The organism is Acidicapsa dinghuensis, assembly GCF_025685685.1.
GTDB lineage: Bacteria > Acidobacteriota > Terriglobia > Terriglobales > Acidobacteriaceae > Acidicapsa > Acidicapsa dinghuensis.
Window position 1 is genome coordinate 103,478 of record NZ_JAGSYH010000006.1, and the last position, 24,596, is coordinate 128,073.

General features: G+C 55.9%; 18 protein-coding genes. 9 read left to right on the top strand and 9 right to left on the bottom strand.

Annotated elements, in window-relative coordinates; all coding sequences use genetic code 11:
- Window positions 1-168 precede the first annotated feature (168 nt).
- From OHL22_RS18655 to OHL22_RS18665, 3 genes are all read right to left on the bottom strand, one after another.
- A complete protein-coding gene (locus OHL22_RS18655; RefSeq protein ID WP_263340774.1) occupies window positions 169-1,230 on the bottom strand; it encodes a hypothetical protein in 1,062 nt (353 codons plus the stop codon).
- A gap of 126 nt (window positions 1,231-1,356) precedes the next feature.
- Window positions 1,357-2,232, bottom strand: coding sequence for an SCO family protein (locus OHL22_RS18660; protein ID WP_263340777.1), 876 nt, complete (start codon window positions 2,230-2,232; stop codon window positions 1,357-1,359).
- A gap of 1 nt (window position 2,233) precedes the next feature.
- The gene (locus OHL22_RS18665; protein WP_263340779.1) at window positions 2,234-4,780 is read right to left on the bottom strand and encodes an FG-GAP-like repeat-containing protein; all 2,547 of its coding nucleotides are present in this window, start codon (window positions 4,778-4,780) and stop codon (window positions 2,234-2,236) included.
- Between the two features lie 350 nt (window positions 4,781-5,130).
- Here OHL22_RS18665 and OHL22_RS18670 point away from each other — a divergent pair, with 350 nt between their 5' ends.
- Window positions 5,131-5,442 carry a hypothetical protein gene (locus OHL22_RS18670; protein ID WP_263340782.1) on the top strand — a complete coding sequence of 104 codons (312 nt, stop codon included), beginning with the start codon at window positions 5,131-5,133 and terminating at the stop codon, window positions 5,440-5,442.
- On the opposite strand, the gene OHL22_RS18675 is transcribed toward OHL22_RS18670, so the two are convergent.
- The 6 genes from OHL22_RS18675 to OHL22_RS18700 all read right to left on the bottom strand — a co-directional run bounded on the left by OHL22_RS18675 (window position 5,417) and on the right by OHL22_RS18700 (window position 10,660).
- Window positions 5,417-5,956: an adenine phosphoribosyltransferase gene (locus tag OHL22_RS18675; RefSeq protein WP_263340784.1), complete on the bottom strand. Its 540-nt coding sequence runs from the start codon at window positions 5,954-5,956 to the stop codon at window positions 5,417-5,419. The two genes, OHL22_RS18670 and OHL22_RS18675, sit on opposite strands and share 26 nt — an antisense overlap.
- A 173-nt stretch (window positions 5,957-6,129) precedes the next feature.
- Entirely contained in the window at window positions 6,130-6,411 is a 282-nt protein-coding gene (locus tag OHL22_RS18680) for an acylphosphatase (protein ID WP_263340787.1), read from the bottom strand.
- A gap of 61 nt (window positions 6,412-6,472) precedes the next feature.
- Window positions 6,473-6,970 (bottom strand): MarR family winged helix-turn-helix transcriptional regulator, encoded by a 498-nt coding sequence (locus tag OHL22_RS18685; protein ID WP_263340791.1) that lies wholly within the window; start codon window positions 6,968-6,970, stop codon window positions 6,473-6,475.
- A gap of 273 nt (window positions 6,971-7,243) precedes the next feature.
- Window positions 7,244-7,804 carry an elongation factor P gene (gene efp / locus OHL22_RS18690; RefSeq protein ID WP_263340794.1) on the bottom strand — a complete coding sequence of 187 codons (561 nt, stop codon included), beginning with the start codon at window positions 7,802-7,804 and terminating at the stop codon, window positions 7,244-7,246.
- 181 nt (window positions 7,805-7,985) lie between these two features.
- Window positions 7,986-9,089 (bottom strand): lactonase family protein, encoded by a 1,104-nt coding sequence (locus OHL22_RS18695; protein WP_263340797.1) that lies wholly within the window; start codon window positions 9,087-9,089, stop codon window positions 7,986-7,988.
- A 17-nt stretch (window positions 9,090-9,106) separates the two neighbouring features.
- Window positions 9,107-10,660 (bottom strand): FAD-dependent oxidoreductase, encoded by a 1,554-nt coding sequence (locus OHL22_RS18700; RefSeq protein WP_263340800.1) that lies wholly within the window; start codon window positions 10,658-10,660, stop codon window positions 9,107-9,109.
- A gap of 474 nt (window positions 10,661-11,134) precedes the next feature.
- Between OHL22_RS18700 and OHL22_RS18705 the strand changes: the two genes are divergently transcribed.
- From OHL22_RS18705 to OHL22_RS18740, 8 genes are all read left to right on the top strand, one after another.
- Entirely contained in the window at window positions 11,135-12,421 is a 1,287-nt protein-coding gene (locus OHL22_RS18705; protein WP_263340803.1) for an MFS transporter, read from the top strand.
- Window positions 12,421-15,552 carry a sensor histidine kinase gene (locus tag OHL22_RS18710; protein ID WP_263340805.1) on the top strand — a complete coding sequence of 1,044 codons (3,132 nt, stop codon included), beginning with the start codon at window positions 12,421-12,423 and terminating at the stop codon, window positions 15,550-15,552. Before OHL22_RS18705 ends, OHL22_RS18710 begins: the two co-directional genes overlap by 1 nt.
- Complete coding sequence (locus OHL22_RS18715) at window positions 15,549-16,172, top strand: response regulator (protein ID WP_263340807.1); 624 nt, start codon at window positions 15,549-15,551, stop codon at window positions 16,170-16,172. The genes OHL22_RS18710 and OHL22_RS18715 overlap by 4 nt, the downstream gene beginning before the upstream one ends.
- 365 nt (window positions 16,173-16,537) lie before the next feature.
- Window positions 16,538-20,020, top strand: coding sequence for a TonB-dependent receptor (locus OHL22_RS18720; RefSeq protein WP_263340810.1), 3,483 nt, complete (start codon window positions 16,538-16,540; stop codon window positions 20,018-20,020).
- 186 nt (window positions 20,021-20,206) lie between these two features.
- Window positions 20,207-20,935: an RraA family protein gene (locus OHL22_RS18725; protein ID WP_263340812.1), complete on the top strand. Its 729-nt coding sequence runs from the start codon at window positions 20,207-20,209 to the stop codon at window positions 20,933-20,935.
- Window positions 20,936-21,002: 67 nt separating this feature from the next.
- A complete protein-coding gene (locus tag OHL22_RS18730; RefSeq protein WP_263341198.1) occupies window positions 21,003-22,277 on the top strand; it encodes a selenocysteine synthase in 1,275 nt (424 codons plus the stop codon).
- A gap of 44 nt (window positions 22,278-22,321) precedes the next feature.
- Window positions 22,322-22,807, top strand: a complete 486-nt coding sequence (locus OHL22_RS18735) for a RidA family protein (RefSeq protein WP_263340814.1) — start codon at window positions 22,322-22,324, stop codon at window positions 22,805-22,807.
- Between the two features lie 96 nt (window positions 22,808-22,903).
- Entirely contained in the window at window positions 22,904-24,514 is a 1,611-nt protein-coding gene (locus OHL22_RS18740; RefSeq protein ID WP_263340818.1) for a PLP-dependent transferase, read from the top strand.
- Window positions 24,515-24,596 lie beyond the last annotated feature (82 nt).

Sequence of the window (24,596 nt, forward strand, 5' to 3'; positions counted from 1 at the left end):
TCCCCAGTACATCGAACGGCAAATCGTCCATTAGAGGAGTTTACAAAATTCGCCGTCCCCCATATCTACGCCCGCTCTTGCGCGGAGATGTGGGAACCACTAACGCTTACACCACCAAGCCACATTCGTGCGCAGCACGAACTCGCCACAAGAACCGCTTGGCCCGTATCACTTCTTCTCAGCACTCCACGCCCCATCCGCCCGGTTGATCACCCGCGATTGCCCCTTCGCCGAGTTCCCATCCACCCATCCGGCTATCGTCACCGTGATTGGCCCCGGATTCCCACCAGGATTCTCCGCAGTCCAGTTCCCCGGAAACTCAAGCTCCACATACCCATCACGCCACGTGCCCGTCACCGGCAGATTCTGCCCAAACACCCCCGTCCACTCACCCGATACCTTGTCGCCACCACGGCTCAACTTCATTGTGCCGTCAAACTTCCCGAAATCCGTTGTCAGTGTCGCAGCCCACTCACCCGCAATATCGGAGCCGTTCTTCACATCCACCGGCGCAGCAGGCGTAATCTTCACATTCGAAAAATAAGCTTCCTCGCCCGCATATCCCCACAGCGCCACACCGCCATGCAGACTCTCGCCCTTGAGCCCATCCACCACCAGAGCCGGCCCAGCATCGCCATTCACAAACAACTTCGCCTCGCGTCCCGCCACCTCGATCCGCACCTTCGTCCACTTCTCAAAGGCAAGCTCGGCATGGGACTCATACATCCACGGCCAGTTCCGCCGCAGCGTATACCAGTCGTGATCCGGCTCTGATACGTACTGCACCGAGTGATTGCGCATCGACTGATCCGGTGCATGCGAGTTCCCCGGCCGCAGATAAAACAGCTCATACTTCGATGTGTCGGGCTTCGTCGCATCCGGCATCGCGCGAAACGCAATCCCCACAAACCCCGGCATATGCACACCCGGCGGAGTTGTCACCTTCAGCGCAATCTCTGCCTCAATCGTTCCATCCTGAAAATCCACACCCTTCAGAAGCGCAAACCCGTCCTTATTCGGATCTCCCAATACGCGTACACACTTGCGCCCGAGATACTCCACCGCCTCTGTCTTCACATTCCGGTCAACAAGCGCACTCGTATCCGTCAATAGAAACGCCTGCGTCAGCCCAGGCTTAGGCTGCGATGTTTGTGTTTGCCCCAGGCAAACAGTCGACGTAGTGATCACAATTCCGAACGCCCAGGCTCTCTTAAAATTCACCAGTCTCATTCGCATCTCCACCAGAATCGCTGTTCACTGCAAACGCATGTCTGACGTCTGATCTCTGACACCCTTCGCACACACGAGCAGCCGATGCCGTGTCGCGACATTCAGATCGAATCAGCAGAAGCGGCCTCATTGCCGAGACATCACCGACCCTATCAGGTCTCCCAAAGCCTGCGGCGTAAATTGATTCCCCTCAAGATTCGCAGCCAATCGCCCGTCACGGTCAATCACCACCGTATGCAGTGAGTGCGTCAGCGTCCCATCTACCCGCCAGAAATTCTCTCCAAAACCACCCGCAATCTGCTGGATTTCCGGCAACGGCCCTGTCAAAAAGTGCCACCGCTCTGGATCGGCCCGCCAGACCGCCGCATACTCCGCCAGTGTCGCGCCTTTATCGTGTTCCGGATCGATCATGATCGTAATTAACACGAGATCCTTGCCCGCCTGCGCATGGAAGCGCTTTTCCACTTTCGACAGATTGTTCGAGAGCCGGAAGCAGTAGTTGGGATTTGGGCATCGTGAGTATCCAAATGTAAGCGCAACGACCTTGCCTTGCATCTCCGCGAGATGCACTGTCTTCCCGGCCTGATCTGTCAGCGCAAAATCAGGCACCTTTTCTCCCACCGCGATCACCTTCGCCGTCGACCGCAGCATCGTCTTCAGTTCTGTCAATTGCTCAGCCTGCATCGGCTCTGACTGATTGCTTACCGTCGTGCCTGCAATAATATTTTCCGCATAAAGCGTCCCGCCGTGCTTCTCGATCATGAAACGAATACCGTCACCCGGCTTCAATCCAGTAAGGGCCTTTCCGCTGTGTACGGAAAACGGCATCTCCATCGCATCCATATATCCTGCAATCGCATCGCAGGATACCGTCATTGTCCGGTGCGCGGCATCTACCTCCAATACAACTCCCGTCGCCGCATGGCGCTGCTCCGCGCCTGCCGCAACGCAACACAGGAGCAGCATCATTCCCGCTGTTACGCGTCCGCGCATCGACCTCATCTCACTTCGCTCCGGTAGCTGCCGTATCGCCCAGCTGATATCGCTTTGGAGTCAGTTTCGCAAAATCTTTTGCAAACTCCTCAATCTCGATGTACTCGTCCTTGTCTACGCTGTCAAAGTGCTGCCGCGTATTCGTCGCAGGCCACCATACATCCAGAGCCACAATTCGCGCTCCATGTCCCAGTCCGATATCCTCTTCCGCGGGATTTCCACCGAACGAACTCGTCTCACCAACCGTGCGGTAGATAGACCGTTGCGCGTGCCCGTCGTTCTCCACTGTCACTTCAATTCGTGCCCCCACGCCTTCGCGGTTGCTTTTCACACCTTTCAGCTTCACATCAATCCAGTCATTCCCATTCCCCGGATTCCGGTATACCCGCATCGCGTGTTTATCGGAAGGCACTGCTCCACCTAGTCCCGAGAGAATATCCTCTTGTCCATCTCGCTCCAGGTCGGCAAATGCCACTCCATGCCCTTTGTGCAGTTCTCCCGTCCCCGTCTCGGCCGTCACATCTTCAAACCTCTTACCTTCGTCATTGCGCAGTAGCATGTGCGGCATGGTCGAAGCCAGCGACGGCTGCCCAACTCCCAGATACATATCCAAGTACCCGTCGTTGTCGATATCGCCAAAATTTGCTCCCATGGGCATGAGCACCTTATCCAGCCCTACCTTCGCTGTCACATCCTCAAATGTGCCGTCGTGTTTGTTGCGAAAGAGCTTCAGGGTCTCGGTTTTATACGGAAGTCCCAGGTTACTCCGCATGACTTCCTCTTCTGAACTGAAGTAGCAATTCACAAACAAGTCTGGCCAGCCGTCATTGTCATAATCGAAGAACCACGTTGCAAAGCTGTAATAGGGTGCCTGTACGCCTGCCTGCCGCCCCACCTCGCGAAATGTTCCGTCCCCATTGTTGTGATAGAGGAAGTTGGCGCCGGTCACGTTAGACACATACAGATCCACGTATCCATCGTTGTCGTAATCCGCAGCCGTCACTCCCTTGGTGAAGGCAATCTTATCCACGCCTGCCTTGTGCGAAATATCTTCAAATGTTCCGTCGCCCCTATTGCGGAATAACTGGCTTGGCGCATTCTCATTTCCTACAAACAGATCGAGCCAGCCATCGTTGTCCACATCTGCAAATACCGCCGTCTGTGAGGCCGTCACGATATTGTCCAGCCCGCTTGCCTCCGTTACATCGGTAAACGTTCCATTGCAGTTATTCTTAAGGAGTGATCGCCGTTCGGGCAGTTCCCATCCGCCGCGCAGTACCAGCAGGTCCATGCATCCGTCATTGTTGTAGTCTGCCTTGATTACATTCAGTCCGCCCAATTGTTGCGCGAGTCCTGCCTGCACGGAGCGGTTTGTGAAGGTTCCGTCTCCGTTGTTATGAAAGAAATGCATCGGCTCGCACATGTCCATGCTTGTCGTCACCACATCGAGCAAACCGTCGTTATCGAAGTCATCTACCACCACCCCGCCTGCGCCGGTAAAAACATTCAAACCAGCCGCCGGAGCCACATCCACAAAGCGCCCGATGCCCGGGACCTGCGTGCCTGCAAAATCCTTCTCAGGTATCAAATATTGCGCTGGCACCTTATCCGGATATTCGCCCAGGGCAAGATAGGTCAGATTCAATAGCCATCGTACCTCCAGGCTCTCCGGATTCTGCTTTAGATATTCGGTGAATTCCTCTAACGCCAGCTTTGCGTTCGCGGTCTGCGTAAAGCTCACACCAGCTTTCAACGGCGGGAAAAAACCAAGCTCCGCAGGTTTCGAATACGAGCCATTTTCCATCTCTGCCTGATGGAGATAACTTACTCCCAGCGCTTCTTCGAGATAAGGCACAGCTCCCGGCACCTTTTCCTGAGCTAACGCAAGCGCCTTTTTCCACTCCACAATGCTCTTGTCCATCTGGCCTGTGTATACATAAAGTTGCGCCAGCATTGCATGTCCCTGAATCAGCTTGCGCGGCTCTGCCTGGCTGGCCGGATCGGCGTCCGCGCGCGGCAGAATCTCTGCTACCCGTCCCACTGCGTCGACATACGATTTCTTACGGATAGCGCAAACTTCGTTCAAGTCTTTACTCCAGCCATCCGGCTTCGGGAATACCTGGAATGCTGCATCTGCCTCAGCCATCCCCGAGATATCAATTGTGTCCCGCACGGCACCCTGCGAGATCAACCCCTTGATCCGCTCTGCATCCAGATCCTTCAAATACGGCGTTCGTGTGTAGACAGTGAGCACTGCAAATCCCTCGGGCACGTGTACAATCTCACTCACCTCGCCGGGCTTCAGATGCGCCGCTGCTGTCCGATACTCCGCCCGTAACTGCACGGCTGCAACACTTCCCAGATATCCGCCATCTTTTGCGGTGGCATCGACCGATTGCTCTTCAGCCAGCACTGCAAAGTCCGTGCCCGACTTCAACCGGCGCAGTATTTTCTGCGCTTCGGCCTCGGTCGGCGCCACGATCACGCCGTACTGCGGTGCGTGCGGTACGGTGTGGCTCGTTGCCCGAGCCTGTTGTGCAAATGCAGGCCCGATCATGAGCCCCGCATCTGTAAGACAAAAAAACAATAACCCAGAAGCAAACAGTCTCCGGGATAGCCCAGTTGTCAGCAATAACATCTCAACCCCAGCCATACTCGAAGCCCGAACTCATTCTTAACAAGCATGCTCATTCGGAGCGTGCGCTTACAGGCTTCACTCGCGGCAGATCCATTATAGAGAGCGTGTATAGAGAGGGCAGGCTGCCAGGGGGCGTGATGCCATGATCTTGTTTGCCTTATTGCAATACGCGACACGCATTCGTCACTTGTGGAGGCAGAGGAGCGCGGATGTTTTCCACGGATAAATGGAGCAACGCCGGGTCGAACCGCTAGCGCTAAAGTGGAGGTATGTTTGTTCGGAGAATAGCCGTGGTACGGGTGGATGCCGAGGGGAACGAGACGCCTTGTCCGATCCGGCAGATCGACAACTTTGCCATGCGGAACTTTACGAATGATGCGGTCTTTGACGATACGTTGCCGGTCGCCGATGGGTTGATAGAAGCAGGGCTGCTGGTGCCGCTGGACCGCTTGCAGATGGCAATAGAGGATTGGTTTCGCAGAAAGGGCTATCTGAAGCCTGAAGAGCAGTTAAAGGTGACGGAACTGGATGGTTCCGCCACCCGTAACGAGCAGCTTACTCGTCGTAATGAAGCAGGCTGAAGACGTCGTGGTTGGGGAAGCGCTCGCGGCCGCGCAGGAAGTCAAGCTCGACGGCGAAGGCAAGGCCAGCGATCCGACCACCGAGTTCTTCGACGAGCTTGATGGTGGCTTCCATGGTGCCGCCGGTGGCGAGCAGGTCATCGACGAGTAGAACGCGCTGGCCGGGCTGGATAGCGTCACGGTGGATTTCGAGGGTGTCGGAGCCGTATTCGAGATCGTAGGTGACACGGGCAACGGGCGCCGGCAGCTTGCGCGGCTTACGAACGGGGACAAAGCCTGCGTTGAGCCGGTAGGCCAGTGCGGGGCCGAAGATGAATCCGCGGGCTTCAATGCCCAGGACGAGATCGATCTTGCGCTCAAGGTAATGCGCGGCGAGCTCATCGATGAGCATAGCGAAACCAGTGCGGTCCTTGAGCAGCGTGGTGATGTCGTAGAAAAGAATGCCAGGCTTTGGGAAGTCAGGCACGGTGCGTACGAGTGCCTTAAGCGCAGTGATATTGGCGGAATCGGACATGAAAAACTTGAACTCCTGATTGCTGATAGGTCCGGTGCGGATTGAGCACATGCGAACCAGGCGCGATGATCGAGCGCCAATGGGAACTACTTGATTATACGGGTCGGTACGGAAGCACTCACGTTGCCAATCGCAGAGCCTGCAGGCGGCTGTGACTGGAATAGGTCACGAGATTACCAGGCGCCTTCAATTTTGAAAGCGCTGAGAGAAGTTCCTTCGTTTTCGGCGAGTGTGTGCTCGATAACCCGATCGACACGGCTTCCGCGCGGGCCTTTTTTGAGTGAGGTGCGGAGCTCGTCAAGGTCTTCGGAATTACCCGAGGCTACGACTTCAACGTCGCCGTCTTCGGTATTGCGCACCCAACCCTTGAGATCGAGTTCACTGGCTTCGCGGTGTACGAACCAACGAAAGCCGACACCCTGCACGCGCCCACTGATAAGAAAGTGTAGGACCATCGAGAGTCAGTTTGGCAGATGAGGGGTGGGGTGGTAAATCGCAGGCTGCGGATCGATCTGCTCAGACTGATTCCAGTAACTGGCGCAGACGGTTGCACGCTTGCTGAATTGCGGAGATTTCAGCAGGCGACGCTTTTGCGAGCGCCTGGTGGAGGAGACCGTCGAGCAGATGAGGCCGCTGAGTCTGGAGGGATTCAAGTACGGGCGTAGTCGGGAATATTCGAACCGCGCGACCGTCTTTCGGATCTGGAGAGCGTTCGAGCATGCGGTCCCGCGCCAAACGATCGACGATGCCTGAGACAGTGGATTGGGCGAGGCCTACAGCTTTGCTGAGATCTTTGAGACTGATCCCGGTCTCGCGCAGATCCACCCGGACGACGACCTGCATGACGCTACGTTGTGGGCCGGTAAGATTGCCCTGCACAGCTTTGGTTTCAAGCGGTTGTCGCAGCAACTTACGGATAGCGCCGAGATCGAGAGCGATCTGCCCAGCGGTATCCGGCTGTTGCATTGGGGACGTTTCGACAGGGAAGACTGCTGGTTGTAGCGCGCTGCTCATATTTGTCTTACCGCCGATCCAATTCCTCTAAAGGATTCCAGAGATTAAGGTTTTGACGCTCTAGCGGTAAGCAGGATAGGCGGAAAGGCGGCCTGATTTATAAGTTTTTCCTTAAGATTAGTCGTTTGTAGATGGCGGCAGGATGGGTAAGTCTTTTGTACTGAAGCCGTCACAGATTTATTGAACTTTGCTGGATCGAGCCGATCACTGAAACGGCAAAGGCGCGGACCGGGCAGGCCGCGCCGTTTGCCGTTTCAGATTGCAATCTGGATTTTACGCGCGGCCGAGGTAGGCGCCTTCGCTGGTGTCGACTCGGATTTTTTCGCCCTCGTTAATAAAGGGGGGAACCTGGACGACAAGGCCGGTCTCGGTGGTGGCGGGCTTGGTGACGCTGGAGGCCGTTGCGGATTTGATGCCGGGCTCAGTTTCCATAACGGTGAGTTCGACGGTCTGGGGTAACTCGATGCCGACGGCCACGCCATCGAAGTAGCTGACCTGGATCTGCAGGTTGGGCGTGAGATATTCAACGGCGTCGCCGAGGGTGGACCGCTTGAGCACGGTTTGCTCGAAGTCCTCAGGGTTCATAAAGTAGTAGTCGTCGCCGTCATTGTAGAGGAACTCCATGTTGACTTCATCGACGATGACTCGCTCGATGGCGTCTCCAGAGCGGAAACGATGCTCGAACATGGCGCCTGACTTGATGTTGCGCAGCTTGGCCTGAATGAAGGCGCGCAGGTTGCCCGGTGTGCGGTGCTCAACGGTGAAGACAAGGTGAAGCTGCTCGTTGTGCTTGATGATCATGCCGGGGCGCATTTGCGTGGCGGGAATCGCCATAAAAGAGAAACTCCTTGCATTGGTGCAGATTGCGAAATTGGCGGGGTTTGGCCCTTTTTCTATTGTATCCGAGCCTGGCTCAGATACCACGAGGATTCATTCCAGCGTGTTCGACAGGAGGATGTTTGCCGGAGTTTCAGTGCTCAACTGCAAAGAAACATGAGTCTTTATCTGGATGCCGTTAAAGCCACGCGATCAGGTTGGCTGAGGACGCAACGAGTGAAGGCGATGCAAGAGTAGCTTGCTGCGAATCAATGCTTGTACGCCAGATGCCGTAATCCGTCGCTGCATAGAGAGCATCATTCTCAGGCGGAAACGCGAGGCTCTGAATTGCATGCGCGGATTGAGGAAGAGTCAGGGTCTGCGTGTGCTGAAGTTTTGCTGACTGCGGATCGATGTAGAAGGTTTTGAGGGAGTCCGCAGACGCGGTGATGAGAGTCTGGCTTGCCGAGTGAATAACTAACGGTCCCCTGAATTTGTCATCTCCGGATTCGGAGATAAAAGTAAGACAGCCAGTCGCTGGATTATGCCACAACGTGATCAGCGAAGTTGCTGTATCGCTGGTTACAAAGAGCAGGTTCGAGGCAGCATGAAAGGCGAAGTGCGAGGGATTGCTTTCGGCAGGTAGAGAGTGACGATGTAACAGTGGAAGCGTCGATTCGACTGCGAAGACAGAGATGGAAACGGTTCCCGGATCAAGAGCCAGGATGCGCCTGCTGTCCTGACTAAAATTCACCTGAGCAGGGTGCGAGAGTGACGTGGTATTGATGCCGGTTTCTTTGCGGATAGCTATAGGACGACCGGGACATCCATCATCGTGGATTGGCAGCAGATTGTATGCGCTGCCTCCGTGGATTGCTACGGCAAGTGTTTTGCCGTCCGGCGAAAGGGCCATGCAGCGCGGGTGGATGGCGGAGAGCGAGAGAGGTCGACGTGTTGGTGATGTGAGACGTCCGGTGGATTGGTCAATACGGAAGGACTCGATATAGCCGCGGGGAAGTCCATCGTATTCGGCGATGTCGTGAAGCACATGGAGTATGCGCTTGTTAGAGTCGGCAATGAGTGATATGGGCGCTTCAGATGGCAGCGCTTGAACTAGCGCCCAAGGGATGGTTTGCGTGCCGTAAACGCGAAGTTCACCAGGTGAGGCGGTATACGCAAAGCGTGAGTCACGGATGCCAACGCTAGCCAAGGCGTGCGCCTTTGCGGCGAGCGCTGCTGCTCCAGCGGAGGCGAGGAAGCTGCGACGGGTGAGAGGGGCGATGGTTGGGCTTATCAGGCGCATGGCTGGCTCCAGAGTGCTCAGGGGCGGATGGACATGGCATGGTGAAAGATGTTGTTAGGGTCGTACTTGCGCTTGACCTGTTGCAGGAACGGGTAAAGGCTGCCGGATTTGCCGGCCGGGCCGAAGTAGAGCTCGGGCCAGTAAGAATAAGCCAGCATGTCCTTGTCCGGATAGTTGATGTAGCAGCCTTCGTAGTGATCGTTGGGGTAGGGCGTGCCCAGGTGCTGAGGATCTGCGTCTGGCCCTGAAAAGAGTTCCGTGTAAAGCTCTCTGAGCCACTGGCCGCGGACGGCGTCGTCCGCAGCCTCGCGCCAGAAGCACATGGGCTGCATTTTGATGATGGATGAGCGCTGGGAGACGGCCGTGGTTGCCAGCAGAGACTTGCGATTGATTGCGCCGCCGTAGGAATCAATCTCAATGACGCCGCCGCGCAGGTCGGCGCTGCCGATCTTCCGGTGCATGTGCTTGTAGATGCACCGCGCCTCGGCTTCGGAGAAGCCTTGTTTAAGATAGGCCGACTTGTACTTGCCGCGTGCGCCGCCGGGGCCTCCGGCTTCGCGTGCGGTAGCCAAAAGCCAGTCTTCCTTCGAAACAGTGTGTGAGCCGAGGCAGAATGTTTCGGGCTGATGGGCGGAAGGTGGAACTGGAGCATTTGTCCCGTGTGCGGGCGTTGTGCGCTGCGTGGTGGGGACGCCGCCACAAGTCTTGAAGCGGTCGAGATAGTCGTTCAGAACCGAAAGATCGGCAATTGAACCGTCGGGATTCATGAACTGGACAGACATGCCGAAGCCGCCGCTGGTGGCGTGCCCGATCGAGGTGACAGCGAACATGCCCCAGGTATCGGGGTCCTGGCCGCGCGTTTCCCAGTATTCGCCGAAGGTACGCAAATAGCGGACGAAGTTCTCTTCGGTCATCTCGGCCCAGGTGAAGCGTAGATAGGCTTCGATGACTTGTGTCGGCGCAGGAGGAAGTTTGTCGAAGTGATAGGCGGTAATGACCCCATAGCTTCCGCCACCTGCTCCGCGAAGGGCGCGAAAGAGGTCCGGGTCGTGATTTGCGTCGACGGTGCGGGCGACGACCTTGCCGGCGTGGTCAACGGTAAGGATGTCGATAGCAGTGAGCCAGTCGCAGGTGAGGCCGTGCAGACGCGAGAGTAGGCCGTAGCCGCCGCCGCTGATGTGGCCTCCCGCGCCGACAGTGCCGCAAGTGCCGCCAGGGATGGTGACGCCATAGCGCCTGTAGAGCTGGTTGTAGACGTTCCAGAGCAGTGTGCCTGACTCGACGCAATAGGCGTTGCTGCCATCGGGAATGTGGGCCCCGCTGTGTAGGCTCAGGTCGAGCATCGCGCCGCCGGGATTACTGACGGCGAAATCCTCATAGCAATGGCCGCCGCAGCGGATGGTAGGCCGCATTCCTGCGCTGACGATCTGCTGTAGGGCCTCGGCGATGTCGGCCTGGTTTTCGCAGATAACGATGCGGGAGGCTTCGTCGCCCTCAGCTGGCCAGCGAAGATTGTGGCCGCTCTTAAGCGAGTCGAAACGGGGGTCCTTCCGCGAGATGACAGTGGCCATCGGCTACTCCGAAGACTGAATTGGCGGACAGGGCGCGGGAACATTCCAGAGATCACAAAGTGAGACCACATGATCACATCTTTGTGAGCGCGTCTGGCCGGATTGAAATTTCCATATTCTGAGGACGCGTTCTTTAGCTTGAGAATTCCCAGCATATTGAAAATCCGGGAGCTAGTCACGTCATCGGGTGCGGAGCCGAGGTGGAGATAGGGCAAATGCCCTAGCAAAGCGATGAGCGAAAATTTGGCGATGACCGAGCGATTGCGCGAGCGTTTTACGCCGGGGCGATGAAGATGCTGTTGACTTCGGCATTTTGAGAGTTGAGACTCAGGGCAAGACTGTCCCATCTAGGTCATACGCCCTATCGAGAATCGTCCCAGGCATAGTTGAATGGATCGCTTACGGGTTAATCCGAAGTACTTGAAAGCAAATCCATCACCGCGCACGCTTCGCGTGCCGCCGGGAGAAGTCTTGATGCGCGTGGAGCGTAAGACCCACGTCCGTTTTTTCCTCGCGTTCTTGCTGTTTGTCTTGAGCGCTGTGGCATTTCTGGACCGTACGAACGTTTCGATAGCCGGACTGCAGATCAGCAAGGAATATGGGCTGGGTAACCAACGGCTTGGCTGGATCTTCAGCGCATTCCTGATCGGCTATGCGGTGTTTCAACTGCCGGCGGGATGGCTGGCGACGCGCTTTGGTCCGCGGCGCGTGCTGGCGCTTGGGGTCTTCTGGTGGGGCATCACCACAGCTCTTACAGCGCTGATTCCTACAGGTGAGGCGCACGCCGTGTTGCTGCTGATTTGCGTGCGGCTGGCGCTGGGCGCGGGCGAGGCCGTGGTGTATCCGGCGGCGAATCAATTTGTGGCTCGCTGGGTGCCGATGGAAGAGCGCGGGGTTATTAACGGACTAATCTTTGCTGGCGTGGGTGCAGGCAGCGGATTGACGCCTCCGCTGCTGACGCTGTTGATTGCGGATCATGGCTGGCGCGCTGCGTTCTGGGCCAGCGCGGCGATTGGCGTGTTGGCCGGGGCGGTATGGTGGCTGAGCGCGCGGGATACGCCAGAAGAGCATCCAGAGGTCTCAACCGAAGAACTGCAGACGATCCTGAAAGGGTTGCGGAGTAATCACGAAGACCGCGAACCGACAGAGCAGCCGCGTATTTCCTGGCGTGCGATCTTCAGCCGGCGTGATCTGGCAGCGTTGATGGTCGGCTATTTCAGCTTTGGATACATCGCGTGGATTTTCTTCAGCTGGTTTTTCCTCTACATGGCGCAGGTGCGCGGATTCGATCTGCATACGAGCGCGATGTTCACGATGCTGCCGTTTATCTCGATGACGGTATGCTGTCTGGCGGGCGGCCTGATCAGCGATCTGCTGCGTGAGAAATATGGATTACGCGCCGGCCGGAATGCTCTGGCCTCTGGAGCCATGCTGCTGACGGCAGTTTTTCTGCTGCTGGGTTCGCAGGCGCGCAGTCCTGAGCTTGCGGCGTTTATTCTCGCGGGTGGCGCGGGTGCGCTATATCTTTCACAGAGCTCGTTCTGGTCGGTGTCTGTAGATATTGCGGGCAATAGCTCGGGCGTGTTTTCGAGCATGGTAAATATGGGCGGCCAGATCGGCGGTGCGGTGACGGCTTCACTGACGCCGTGGATCGCGCAGCGGTTCGGCTGGACGACTTCGTTCGGATTATCGGCTGCGCTGGCGGTAGTCGGCGCGCTGTGCTGGATGACGGTGCATCCGGAGCGGCCGCTGGAGGTTTAATGAGGTCTGGTTGTCGCCGCAACACGGAGCAACGAACGAAGCGCAGGTGGGCGCAACCGGGAGTATGGCTCGTCATTGCATGCATGAATGTGACGGTGGTATGCGGCGTCGCTCGGCAGGCATGGGGAATTCCAAGAGCAAATCTCTCGCTTTCGGAGTATCAGAAGCAGGAATGGCAGGTAGAGGACGGCCTGCCAGCGAACAATGTCCGAGCGATTGCACAGCGCGCGGACGGATCGCTGGTGATAGCTACGTCAGCGGGCATTTCGTCTTTCGATGGCATTCATTTTCGCGCGGAGCCTATAGATGGAGCAGCAGCCGGCGATCCTGATCGCGACAATGAAGCGGTCAACGCTGTTTTGCCGGTTGGCGCTGACGAGATGTGGATCGGTACGGATGGCCGGGGCGTACTGCATCAGACAGCCTCAGGCACCGTGAACGTCAGCGAAGCTGCAGGAAGATATCACGAACGCATTCGTAATTTGTATCGTGATACGCACGGAGTGGTCTGGATCGCGACGCAGAATGGTGTGGAGCGTTTTGCGAACGGCAAACTGGAAGCTGTCAATGCCGGGGGGATGATCATTGGATCGATTGTCGCACCGTTTGCGGAAGGCAGCGATGGCGGCATGTTCTTTGTCACTTCGTCTGGACTGTATCGATGGAAGCATGGGGAGGTCGCACCGTACCTACTACACGAGATACAGAACGAGCCTGCTATTGCGCTCTATCGCGATGTGCAGGGGAATGTGTGGGTGGGCACATCGCATCATGTTGTGGAATTGACTCTGAAAAAGGCATTGCAGGAAAGCAGAGGCGGTCGTGAATATGACGAGGCTGTGAAAGCCTCAGTGCCGGATTCAGTGTCTGTCATGATTGGCGATGCCATGGGCAATCTCTGGATCGGCACACGACGTGCAGGCTTGTGGCGTCTTTCGAAGGAGGGACTGCAAGGTTGGAGTACGCATGACGGATTGGCAGACGATGCAATTCGTTCTCTGTTTCTTGATGACGAGCAGAACTTGTGGGTGGGAATGCTCTCGGGAGGATTGAGCCGATGGCGTAAGGGAGCTTTGGCTCCGTATGGCGATCCGGAAGGAATGCACGCTACCTACACTGCAAACGTGCTGGCCGACAGCCATGGCGACTTGTGGCTTGGCACATGGGACAAGGGATTGTTTCGCCGTCATGATGGACGGTTGATCCCTACGAGTCCGCCGGGCATGCCGATCTCGACGCCAATTCGCGCACTGGCTGAGGATCGCAAGCATCAGGTATGGGTGGGTACCTGGTACGACGGTATCTATCGCTACGACGGCAGCACATTTCACCACTATCACCTATCTAATGAATCGCCGGGTAACGCCGTGAGCGCGATTCTGACGGCAAAAGATGGCGGCCTGTGGATTGGCACTTACACGGGACTGCTCTATTTTGCGAAGGGCGAACCTTCCCGGTATGGCGGTGTTCTGTTTCTGGATTCGCAGCTCGTCACATGCCTGTTGGAGGATCGTGATGGATCTGTGCTGGTGGGTACCAACGCAGGACTTTATCGCGTGCGTAATGGCAAGACCCAGACAATCGACGGATTGGATCACGCGTATATTCTTTCGCTGACGATCGATAGCGGAGGTTATGTATGGGTCGGTACGAAGCGCGGCGGTTTAATGGCAATGGTCGGAGATCACGTCACAGCTGTGCCAGCAGGTGCCGGGTTTCCTGAGTTTCAGGTAAACACTGCAATCGAGGATAAGGATGCGCATCTCTGGTTCGGCACATCCCGGGGCATTGTGCGTGTTGCAGCAGCGGATCTGCATGCGGTGATGGAGGGCAGACGCAACACCCTGTCGGCAGTGATTCTGGACAAGGCCGATGGCATGCGATCAAGCGAGTGCAGCGGGCCTTCGTTGCCACTTGCGGCGCGTATGCCGGACGATACGCTGTGGTTTGCAACAACCAAAGGGTTTGTACATACGACCGATGCAGCAGAGATGCTCGGTGGTTCGCAGCCCGCAGCACGAATCATGGGCTGGACGCCCATGATTGATCCGAACTCTGCTGAGCTGGTTCCGACGACGTCGAAGAAGCTTGTGGATCTGGAGGCAGGCCATAGCGATCTGCTGCTCTTTTTTCACGCCAAGCTGCTTTCGAATCCTTCGCATCTGGAATTCCGCTATAGGCTGACGGGATACGACTCGTCCTGGACCACAACGCGGGCGCATGTGGCGCGATACAGGCATTTGCCGCCGGGGAACTATACGTTTGAAGTGCAGGCGCGCCGGAGTGGGGAAGACTGGTCGACACCTGTGGCGACGATCGCGGTAAAGCAATCGCCATTTATCTATCAGACCTGGTATTTTTACGCACTTCTGTTCTTGATTGCGGTGGCGGTGGTGATACAGATATTCCGCAGGCGGCTGCAGTTGATGAAAGGGCGCATGGGTATCGTGCTCGAAGAGCGGAGCCGCATTGCGCGAGAATGTCACGACACACTGATGGCGGGCTTTGCTGCAGTGTCGTGGCAGCTTGAGGCGACAGCAAAGTTGTTTCGCGATAGCAAGTCGGAAAGCACGCCGGCAGCGCAATCGTGCGCATTGGCACGAAGTATGGTGTCGCATTGTCAGGCCGAGGCCAGGCGCATTATCTGGGATTTGCGTGACACGGACGAAGTGACGAATGTGTTGTCGCATGCGCTGGCGCGCACGCTGTCGGCCAACGTGGCTCCGGAAACGATTGAAACGACGTTTGAAGTGGATGGAGATGAGCTTCCGCTGGCGCCTGGCTGCGTTCATCACCTGGTGTGCATCGGGCAGGAGGCCGTGTCGAACGCGATCAAGCATGCTGAAGCCCGGCATATTGCGATTCAACTGAGGTATGACGATGATGCCCTGGCGCTTTCAATCCGCGACGATGGGCGGGGTTTTCAACGCGGAGATGCGAAGGAAGGAAACAGCAAGCATTTCGGTATTTCTGTGATGGAGGAGCGAGCCCGCAAGGTTGGCGGCATGCTTCGTTTGCAGACTATGCCGGGTGTCGGCACAGAGGTAACTGTAGATGTGCCGTTCAATCCGCTGCTGCAGCCGCTGCGACGGGACCAGGAGCATCATGTTATTCGCTGGATTGGTATATGAAACAGATACGTGTTTTGTTGATTGAGGATCATTTTCTGGCCCGGATGGCCTTACATTCCGTTCTGTCGGGGCACGCACAGATTGAGATTGTGGGAGAGGCCAGCGATGGAGAGGCTGGGGTGGCTATGTATCGCAAGCTCAAGCCGGACGTTGCTGTGGTTGACCTGCGGCTGCCGCGCATCAGTGGATTTGATGTGATCGCGATGCTGAAGCGAGAGTTTTCGAACGCGCGCATGGTGGTGCTCTCGAATTATCACGGTAGCGAAGATATCTATCGCGCAGTACAGAATGGCGCGATGGCATACCTGACAAAAGATGCGAGCGGGGAAGAGCTGCTAAACGCGATCCAGAATGTACATAGAGGGCTACGGTATCTGCCGCACGTCGCATTGGACAGGCTGGCTGAGCGCATGCCTGCCGTCGAACTTACGCCGCGCGAGACAGAGGTGCTTTCGTGCATCACGAAGGGATTCAGCAATCGCGAGATAGCAGATGAGTTGGGGATTGCCGAGAAGACAGTGCGCATTCATGTGAGCGCGGTACTCGACAAGATGGGCGCGCGCGATCGTACGCAGGCTACGATTTTTGCCTTGCAGCGCGGGTTGGTACATCTAGACTGATCCGTTTTGAGTGTTCGGAAGATAAACGTTTTATCGACTGGCTCTGATTTCGCGGATCATCTCTCGACGTCTTCTCCTCGTCGCGGAAGTTATAGGATCTTCTTGCTTTAAGCGTGTTGGCGCGGCGTCTTAAAAACTCAGACACTGGGCTCCCGTATTTTTGCGCCTTCTTATGCCGGTAGGGCATTTGTCCTAGAAAAAGAACCGTCACCAGACCGATGACAGGTTTTTCATCTCGTAATCCAATCGTGACATTCAAGAAACATGTGCGTGCGCTGCCGCGTAATCGTCGCAGCGTAGTTCCGGTGTTCGATCGCGATAGCGCAAGAACTCCCTGGATGGCCAGGATTGTTAGGAGACCTCCCGTGAAGAAAGTATTCGTTTGTTGTCTCGCCCTCTTGCTGAGCCCGATGTTCCTGCGTTCTCAGGTGGCGAACAATACATCGCTGGTCGGCACTGTTACCGACTCGGCTGGAAGTGCGATCAGTAACGGACATGTGATCGCCGTGGAAGAAAGCACCAAGGTAAAGTCCGAGGCGCAAACCAATGGCGAAGGCTACTACGCAATTACGTATATTCTGCCGGGTACGTATGACGTCACAGTGGAAATGCAGGGCTTCAAAAAGCTGACGAAGACTGGCGTGGTAGTGCCGAACAATGAAGCAGTCCGGACTGATTTTGCGATGCAGGTTGGATCGGTTGATGCAACGGTTACGGTGAGCGCGAATACGCCTCCGATGTCTACGGATGATGCGACGCTGGGCGAAACGATTGCGTCCGATCAGGTGCAGGATCTTCCGGTTCAGGGGCATAACGCGCTGGAGGAAGCAGCCTTGACCTCCAATGTCATTATCGGAAGCAAAACGAGCTACTCCGGCAATCCTCCAGGCGTGGATTTTATCGGTGCTGGGCAGCGCGAGACGCAGAATGAGCAGACGCTCGATGGCGTCACGATCATGAACAACCTGGGCAATGTGACGGCTACGCGCCCCAGTGCAGACATGGTTTCGGAAGTTCAGATGCAGAGTGGAAACTACACGGCTCAGTACGGCGCCTATCTTGGCGTGCACGTGAACCTGGTAAGTAAGAACGGCACAAACCAACTTCACGGCACTGCGTACGACTACATCAAGAACACAGCTTTCGATTCGCACAACTTTTTCGATACGCCGGTCCAGGCGAAAACACCGCAGAACTATAACCAATACGGCGTTACGGTCGGCGGCCCCTTATGGATTCCGAAGGTTTATAATGGGCACGACAAGACCTTCTTCTTCGGCGCATACGAAAAAATCAACCAAAAGGTGACAACCGCAGGAACGACTACCGTGCTGACTCCTGCCATGGAAGGAAACGGGACGGCATATCCGGGAGAAGGTGACTTCTCAGCGCTAGGATCTTGGAATTTCGGCACTGATACTTGTGCGCCTCCCCCAGGGGCGCCGGCAACCCAAACCACGGGGATATGTATTAAAGATCCGAATACAGGTGCGTACTACGTTAACAACGTAATACCGGCGAGCGAACTGTCCACGGGCACCGCGGCCATAGCAAAGCTTTATGAAACAATGGTTCCGCAACCCAACGTTTCGGGGGTCAACAACAACATCTTCAACGTGCCCTTTGCCAATACGCTCTTTGTTCGGCAGACGCTGGAGCGCGTAGACGAAAACATCGGAGAGAAGATCAAGATTTTTGGGCGCTTCCACTGGCAGGACATGACGTATGCCAACGGAAACGAAGTTCCTGTCAGTGCTGGATATGGTCCGACCCATAGCCGTAATTACGCCTTCGGATACACGCATATAATCACGCCGAATTTGATCAATGACGCCCGCATCGGCGTGAACACATTTTTGACCGACGCAGTGAATTACTGGTATGAAAACGGGATCAAAGGTGCCGGCACGGCTCTAGGCATTCCTGGATTCAACTACGACACCACTCAGGGCCAGCCCGGCGTTCCCAACGTTCAGGTCACTTCCGCAAGCGGAATGAACATCGGAAACAATGGAACTAACTGGTTCCAGGATGATCGCGCCATCGATGCATACGACCAGATCAGTTACACGCATGGCAGACACAGCATCATGGGCGGCATCGAATTCCGAAAGCTGGAAACGGGACGCATCGCAACCAATGAGTCCCTGGGCGAGTTCACCTTCAATGGAACGGTCACTGGTTATGGCGCCGCCGATTTTGTTCTTGGCCTACCGAATAGCGTACAGACGCCTCCTGACAGCATCAAGGGCTCGGTGGCAGAGTGGCGCGACGGCTTCTTTGCACTGGACAACTGGCAGGTGACTCCGAAGCTGACCGTCAACTACGGACTGCGCTATGATCTGCCTACGGTTCCGTACAGTTTGAACGGTTACACGCGCATCATGAGCGAAGACCAGACGGAACTGCTTCCCACCTCCTCGGCCAATTCAGCTGCGTCATGGGTTCCAGTCCCTGGCCTCAAGTTAGGTAGCGCTACTCACGACAACTGGGGACCGCGTCTCGGCTTTGCTTACCGGCCCTTCGAAAAGACGGTGGTGCGCGGTGGCGGCGGCTTCTTCTACAACGCCAACCAACTCAATAGCTTTACTTTGCTGACCAGCAATAACTATCCGTTTGGAGCAGTCTTTACTTTTAGCGACGCCCAAGGCACTCCAGGGAATCCATTGTCATTTACCAATCCCACGCCAGGCGCAGCAACAGCATCCGCAGTTACGGGAACCTGCGACCCGAAGTGCACCTATGGAAGCGCAGTAACCTACGATCCAAGAAACAAGACCCAGCGCAGTTATCAATGGAATGTTTCAGTCGGAGAGGAGTTATGGAAAGGAGCAGCAATCGAAGGGCAGTATGTAGGCTCTCATTCTCTGGATCTCGACATCAGCCAATACGACAACGAGCCTAACGAAATCACGCTCGGCACAGTCTTCAGTCAGCCGACCAAGGTGAATGTCAACAGCGCACAGGGGAGCTGCGGACAGGCAAATTGCCTTGTACGACCCAATCAGCTCTTCGGATCGATTCGTGATTTGAGAGATATTGCCTACTCTCACTACAACGGATTGAACGTAATCCTGCGGCAACGGATGTCCAATGGATTCTCTGGGCAATTCAGCTACACGTGGTCGCATGATCTGGATGTTTCAAGCGACTCAAACGGCGGCGGTACTGCCACGGATCCTTATGACATCTCCTACGATTACGGCAATTCAAACTGGGATATCCGGCATCGCTTCGTGGGTGTGTTCTCGTACACTTTGCCGCCTGTCACAGGTGTAAGCCGTCTGGTGCAGGAAGCGATCGGCGGATGGCAGATCAATGACGTTCTCAATCTACAGACAGGAATGCCATTTAACGTCACGCTTGGATACAACAGTGCAGGCTTAAGTACAGGCACGGAACGTCCAAGCTGGGTGCACAAGCCATTCTCAACCTGTAATCAGAAGAATGAACTCATTGCAGGTGCAGCGGCGAGTTGCATTGACAGCGATGCGTACATATTGCCGGTCGCTCAGCAGACAGTTACCCCAACTGGCACTATCTACAACTATGCCTATGGCAACGTGGCGAGGAACTACCTGCATGGACCGGGGTTCACATACGACAACTTCTCAATCTTCAAGAATTTTCCTATCGCGGAAAGAGCCAAATTTCAACTCCGCCTGGAGGCGGCCAATGTATTCAACCATCCGAGCGCTTCCAATCCAAATGCAACTCTGAGTGCGGCATCCGTTAACAGCACAGCCATCAGTTCGAGCAACTTTGGAACAATCACCAGCGTACAGACGATTCCTGGAGAACTGACTGGCGCTCGCGTGGTCTCATTTGCGGGCAAGTTCATCTTCTAGTGCACTATCCTTCCTCGCGGCCGGGAGAAATTCCGGCCGCGGTCTTTTCTCATTGCTCGAAAGAAGTGTTCCGGCATCTGGATGATGCGTTACATTGCAAGAGTTATGAAAAATAACCCTTCACTTCCAATGCGATTTCTCTTGAAGAGTTTAAGAATTCCCCGCGTGCGGCAGTCAGGAATCACCTTGCTTACGACAATCGTGGTCGTTGCTATTGCTCATCTGCTGTTTGCCAATGAGCCGCGTACAGCTGCGGAATATGCATCGGATCCAGCGGCATTGATCGAGGCCTACAAGCATGTGGAGGCTGCTTCGGTATCGGATGCGATCGAGCAGTTTTATCACGAGAAGCATTACATGTCGCATCGCATGCAATCTGTGTTTCCGACGAAGTTTGCCGGGACGGCGCTCACTGTGAAGTTGGTGAAGCAGGAGAATCACGATCCGGATGCGCTCTCAGGGATGCTGAGCGCGATCGATTCTGGCAGTTCCGGATCGGTGTATGTGATGCAGGTGGAGGATGGTGCGGATATCGCCGGCATGGGAGGCCTGATGGGCACTGCGATGGCTGCGCGTGGATTTTCAGGAGCTGTGATTGATGGCGGTGTGCGGGATATCCCGCAACTGAAGCGGATTGGATTTCCGGTGTATGCGACTGGGCCGGTGCCTTCGACTTCAGTGGGTCACTATCGCTTTGGCGGAAGCAATGTTCCGATTGATTGCGATGGAGTGAAGGTAAATCCGAACGATATTATTGTGGCGGATCAGGATGGTGTGGTTGTGGTTCCACGAGAACATGCAGCGGATGTGCTGGTGCGCGCACAGCAACTAGATAACAGCGAGCACTCCATGTATCCGTTTATCGAGAAGTACCGTTCTATCGTTGAAGCCGTGAAGAAGTTTGGAAGAATATAGAGCTGCAAAGATTAGATTGGGAAGGTGGCGCGCAGGATGCTTGCGCAAGGAGGCTTGAGGCGTGGGTATGTTTGGGAATGGTGAGCAAAGCCCGTTAACGCGCAGACGGTTTCTAGGCTGGTCGCAAGGACTGATGGCGGCGGTGAGTGCGGCGCCATGGATGAGCGCGCGCGCGGAGACAGAGCCTGAGCATCCTGCTGAGAACGAGGACTACTACGACAAGCTGGGCATCGACAAGATCATCAATGCTGCTGGAACATACACGTATTTGACGGCTGCTGTGATGCCGCCTGAGGTGCAACGGGCTGTGGCGAAAGCGGCGCTGCATCCGGTTGTATTGAAAGATCTACAGAAGGCTTCGGGTGAGTATCTGGCAAAGAAGCTTCGTTGTGAGGCAGCGTTGGTGTCCTCTGGAGCGTCTGCAGCGCTGACGCTGGCGACAGCCGCCTGCGTTGCCTCGGCGAATAATTTGAAGCCCGAGCAAATTCCGCAGGAAGTGGGCGGGATGAAGAACGAGGTCATCGTTCAGAAGGCACACCGATACGAGTATGACCACGCGATGCAGTTGTGCGGAGTGCGCATTGTGGAAGTGGTGACGGTGGAGGACTATCGCAACGCGTTCACGCGGAAGACAGTCATGACGAACTTCTTCAATGCCGCTGAGGCGGGAGAGATCGATCGCAAGACATGGCTTAATATTGCGCATCAGCACGGGGTGCCTTGTCATCTGGATGCGGCGGCGGATATGCCTCCGGTGGAGAATCTGTGGAAGTACACGGAGATGGGATTTGATCTGGTGTGCTTCTCGGGCGGTAAGGGAATTCGCGGACCGCAGAATGCGGGGCTTCTTCTGGGGAGGAAGAAGCTGATCGATCTTGCGGTACAAAATGACAATCCAAACTCCGATGCGGTCGGCCGCGGCATGAAGGTGGCGAAAGAGCAGATTGTCGGTATGGTGGCTGCAGTGGACTGGCTGCTCAGCCGCGATGAAGCGGCAGATCAGGCTGAATATCGGCGACGGGCTGATGTGATTGCCGCAGCGGTGAAAAATGTGCCGACGATGAAGAGTGAAATCTTTGTACCTGAAATTGCAAATCATGTTCCACATCTGATCCTGGCATACGATCCGGCAGTGGTGGGCATTAGTCCGACGGAAGTGCAGAAGAAGTTGCAGGCAGAAAAGCCTCGAATCGAACTGAATCCTGCGACAGGTTCGACAGGACGTCTGGGAACGCACTCGAATGAGAATACGATTGTGGTGGGCACGTGGATGCTGCAGCCGGGTGAGGCGGAGATTGTTGGCCGCAGGCTGCGAGAAGTATTGACGCATCCCCGAGCGTAGATAATTTGGCGAGATCAACTCGAACCGGCATAAGGAGCCATAGGATGCAGAAGCAATCGCGCAGAAATCTTTTGAAGAATGCAGCAACGGCAGCGGTAGCAGTAACGGGCGTGGCAATGGCAAGCAGTGCGGCTGAGGCACAGGTAACTGGAGCTTTGGAGAAAAAGTCTTATCCTGCTACTCCGAATGCGGATAACAAGAAGGGTGAGCCGCCTCTGTTTTCGAGCGTGGTCTCTTACGGCAATCTTGTATTTCTGGCTGGCGTTGGCGCGCACTTCCAGGGAACAATCGAAGAGCACACGAAGCATGTACTGGATGAGCTGGAGCAGAACCTGATTCGTGCGGGGTCGTCGATGGATAAGGTGCTGAAGGTGAACGTATATCTGAATGACATCAAGGACTGGGAACGGATGAACACGGTTTACAAGGGCCGCTGGGGTGCGGTTCCGCCAGTTCGAACGACGGTGGCTCCAGCGGGAGGTATTCCGGGCAATTCATTGGTAGAAATCGAACTGATCGCTTACAAGTAGGTACTAAAAAGTAGATCGGGGCAGGCCCTCCGCTCAAGCCTGGCGGCAGGATGACGCAACGCACGTTGATTCATACGAGAGAAAATCGGGAGAAATATGTCAAAGATTGGCGCCAGGCTATGGTCGCGCAGGCAGTTGTTGAAGAGTTCAGGAGTCATCTCCGCCGTGGGGGCCGCGGCGACGCTTGCACCGGGGACGGCGAGCGCGGCCGTAAATTCTGCGGAAGGCAGCGGCGTGCTGAGGCATCAGGGAACGGATGCGCATAATCTTTTCACTGAGATTGGTGTGCGGCCTCTCTTGAATGCGCGCGGTACGTACACCATCATCAGCGGGTCGCGCTCGCTGCCGGAAGTGAAGCAGGCGATGTACGACGCGTCGTTTTATTTTGTTCATCTGGACGAGATGATGGATGGCATCGGCAAAGAGCTGGGCCGACTAACGGGAGCCGAGTGGGGGATTGCGACGACAGGATGCGAAGCTGCCATCGCGCTGGCGACGGTAGCGTGCATCGCGGGAACGAATATCGAAAAATGCCAGGCACTTCCTTACATCGAACAGAAAAAGGAAGTCATCATTCCCCATCATTCCCGCAATCCGTATGACATGGGCATTCGCATGACGGGCGCGGAACTGGTGGAAGTAGCGTCGGAGGAAGAACTGCGAAGCAAGATATCCGACAGAACAGCGATGATTTACATTCTTTCGAGCCCCGCGGCGGAGAAGGGACCGCTGGGCATTCCAAATATCTGCTCGATTGCGAAAGAGAAGGGGATCCCGGTATTTGTGGACGCGGCTGCGGAGGAGCCTCTGTCGCCGAACATTCATATTCAGCATGGCGCGACGCTGGTGGGATACTCGGGCGGCAAGTGCATGCGCGGGCCTCAATCATCGGGCATGCTGATTGGGCAGAAGGATCTGTGTCAGTCAGCGTACTATCAGGCCGCTCCGCATCATTGTTATGGCCGCGCTTACAAATGCAGCAAAGAAGAGGCGATGGGGCTGCTGGCTGCGGTTCGACAGTGGTATAAACGCGACCACGAAGCCGAGCAGAAGATGTGGCTTTCGTGGCTTCAGCATATCGAGGGGAGTGTGAAAGGCTTGCCGTCGGTGAAGACCGAGTACGAGCAGCCAGAGGATCTATCGAACCGCGCGCCTACGTTGAAGATCAGCTGGGATGCGAATCAGCTGAAGATTACAGGCACGGAACTGGTGGCGAAGCTGGATGCGGGTACGCCGCGCATTCTTGTGCTTGGTGGCGGTGGAGTGCGGCCGAACAGGATGGAGAGTTCGATCGGGATCATGCCGTACATGATGGATCCAGGCGAAGACAAGATTGTGGCCGATGCAATTTATGAGGGGCTCACGAAGCCAGGACATTATGAGAGTCCTGTGGTTCCGAGTGGAGAGCCTGCAGAACTTGAGGGCAAGTGGGCTGTGACGATTCACTATTTGCGAGGGAAAGGCGAGCAGCAGTTCACTCTTTCGCGGTCGGGGAATGAAATAACCGGCAAGCATGATGGCGAGATCTACCACGCCGATTTGAAAGGCATGGTGCATGCGACGCAGGTGGAACTGCACAGTGTGATGGCTGTGAGCGGCAACGTGATTCCGTGGACCTTCAAGGGTGAGGTGCAAGGAAATTCGATGTCGGGATCGGTGCACATGGGCGAGTACGGGGAAGCGAAGTGGGAAGCCACGCGCGTTTGATCGAGTGACAGTGAGTTCTCGCTGACAAACGAAAACCGGCAGATAAGGCGCTTGCAGGTAACGAGGGGCGCGGAACAAGCGC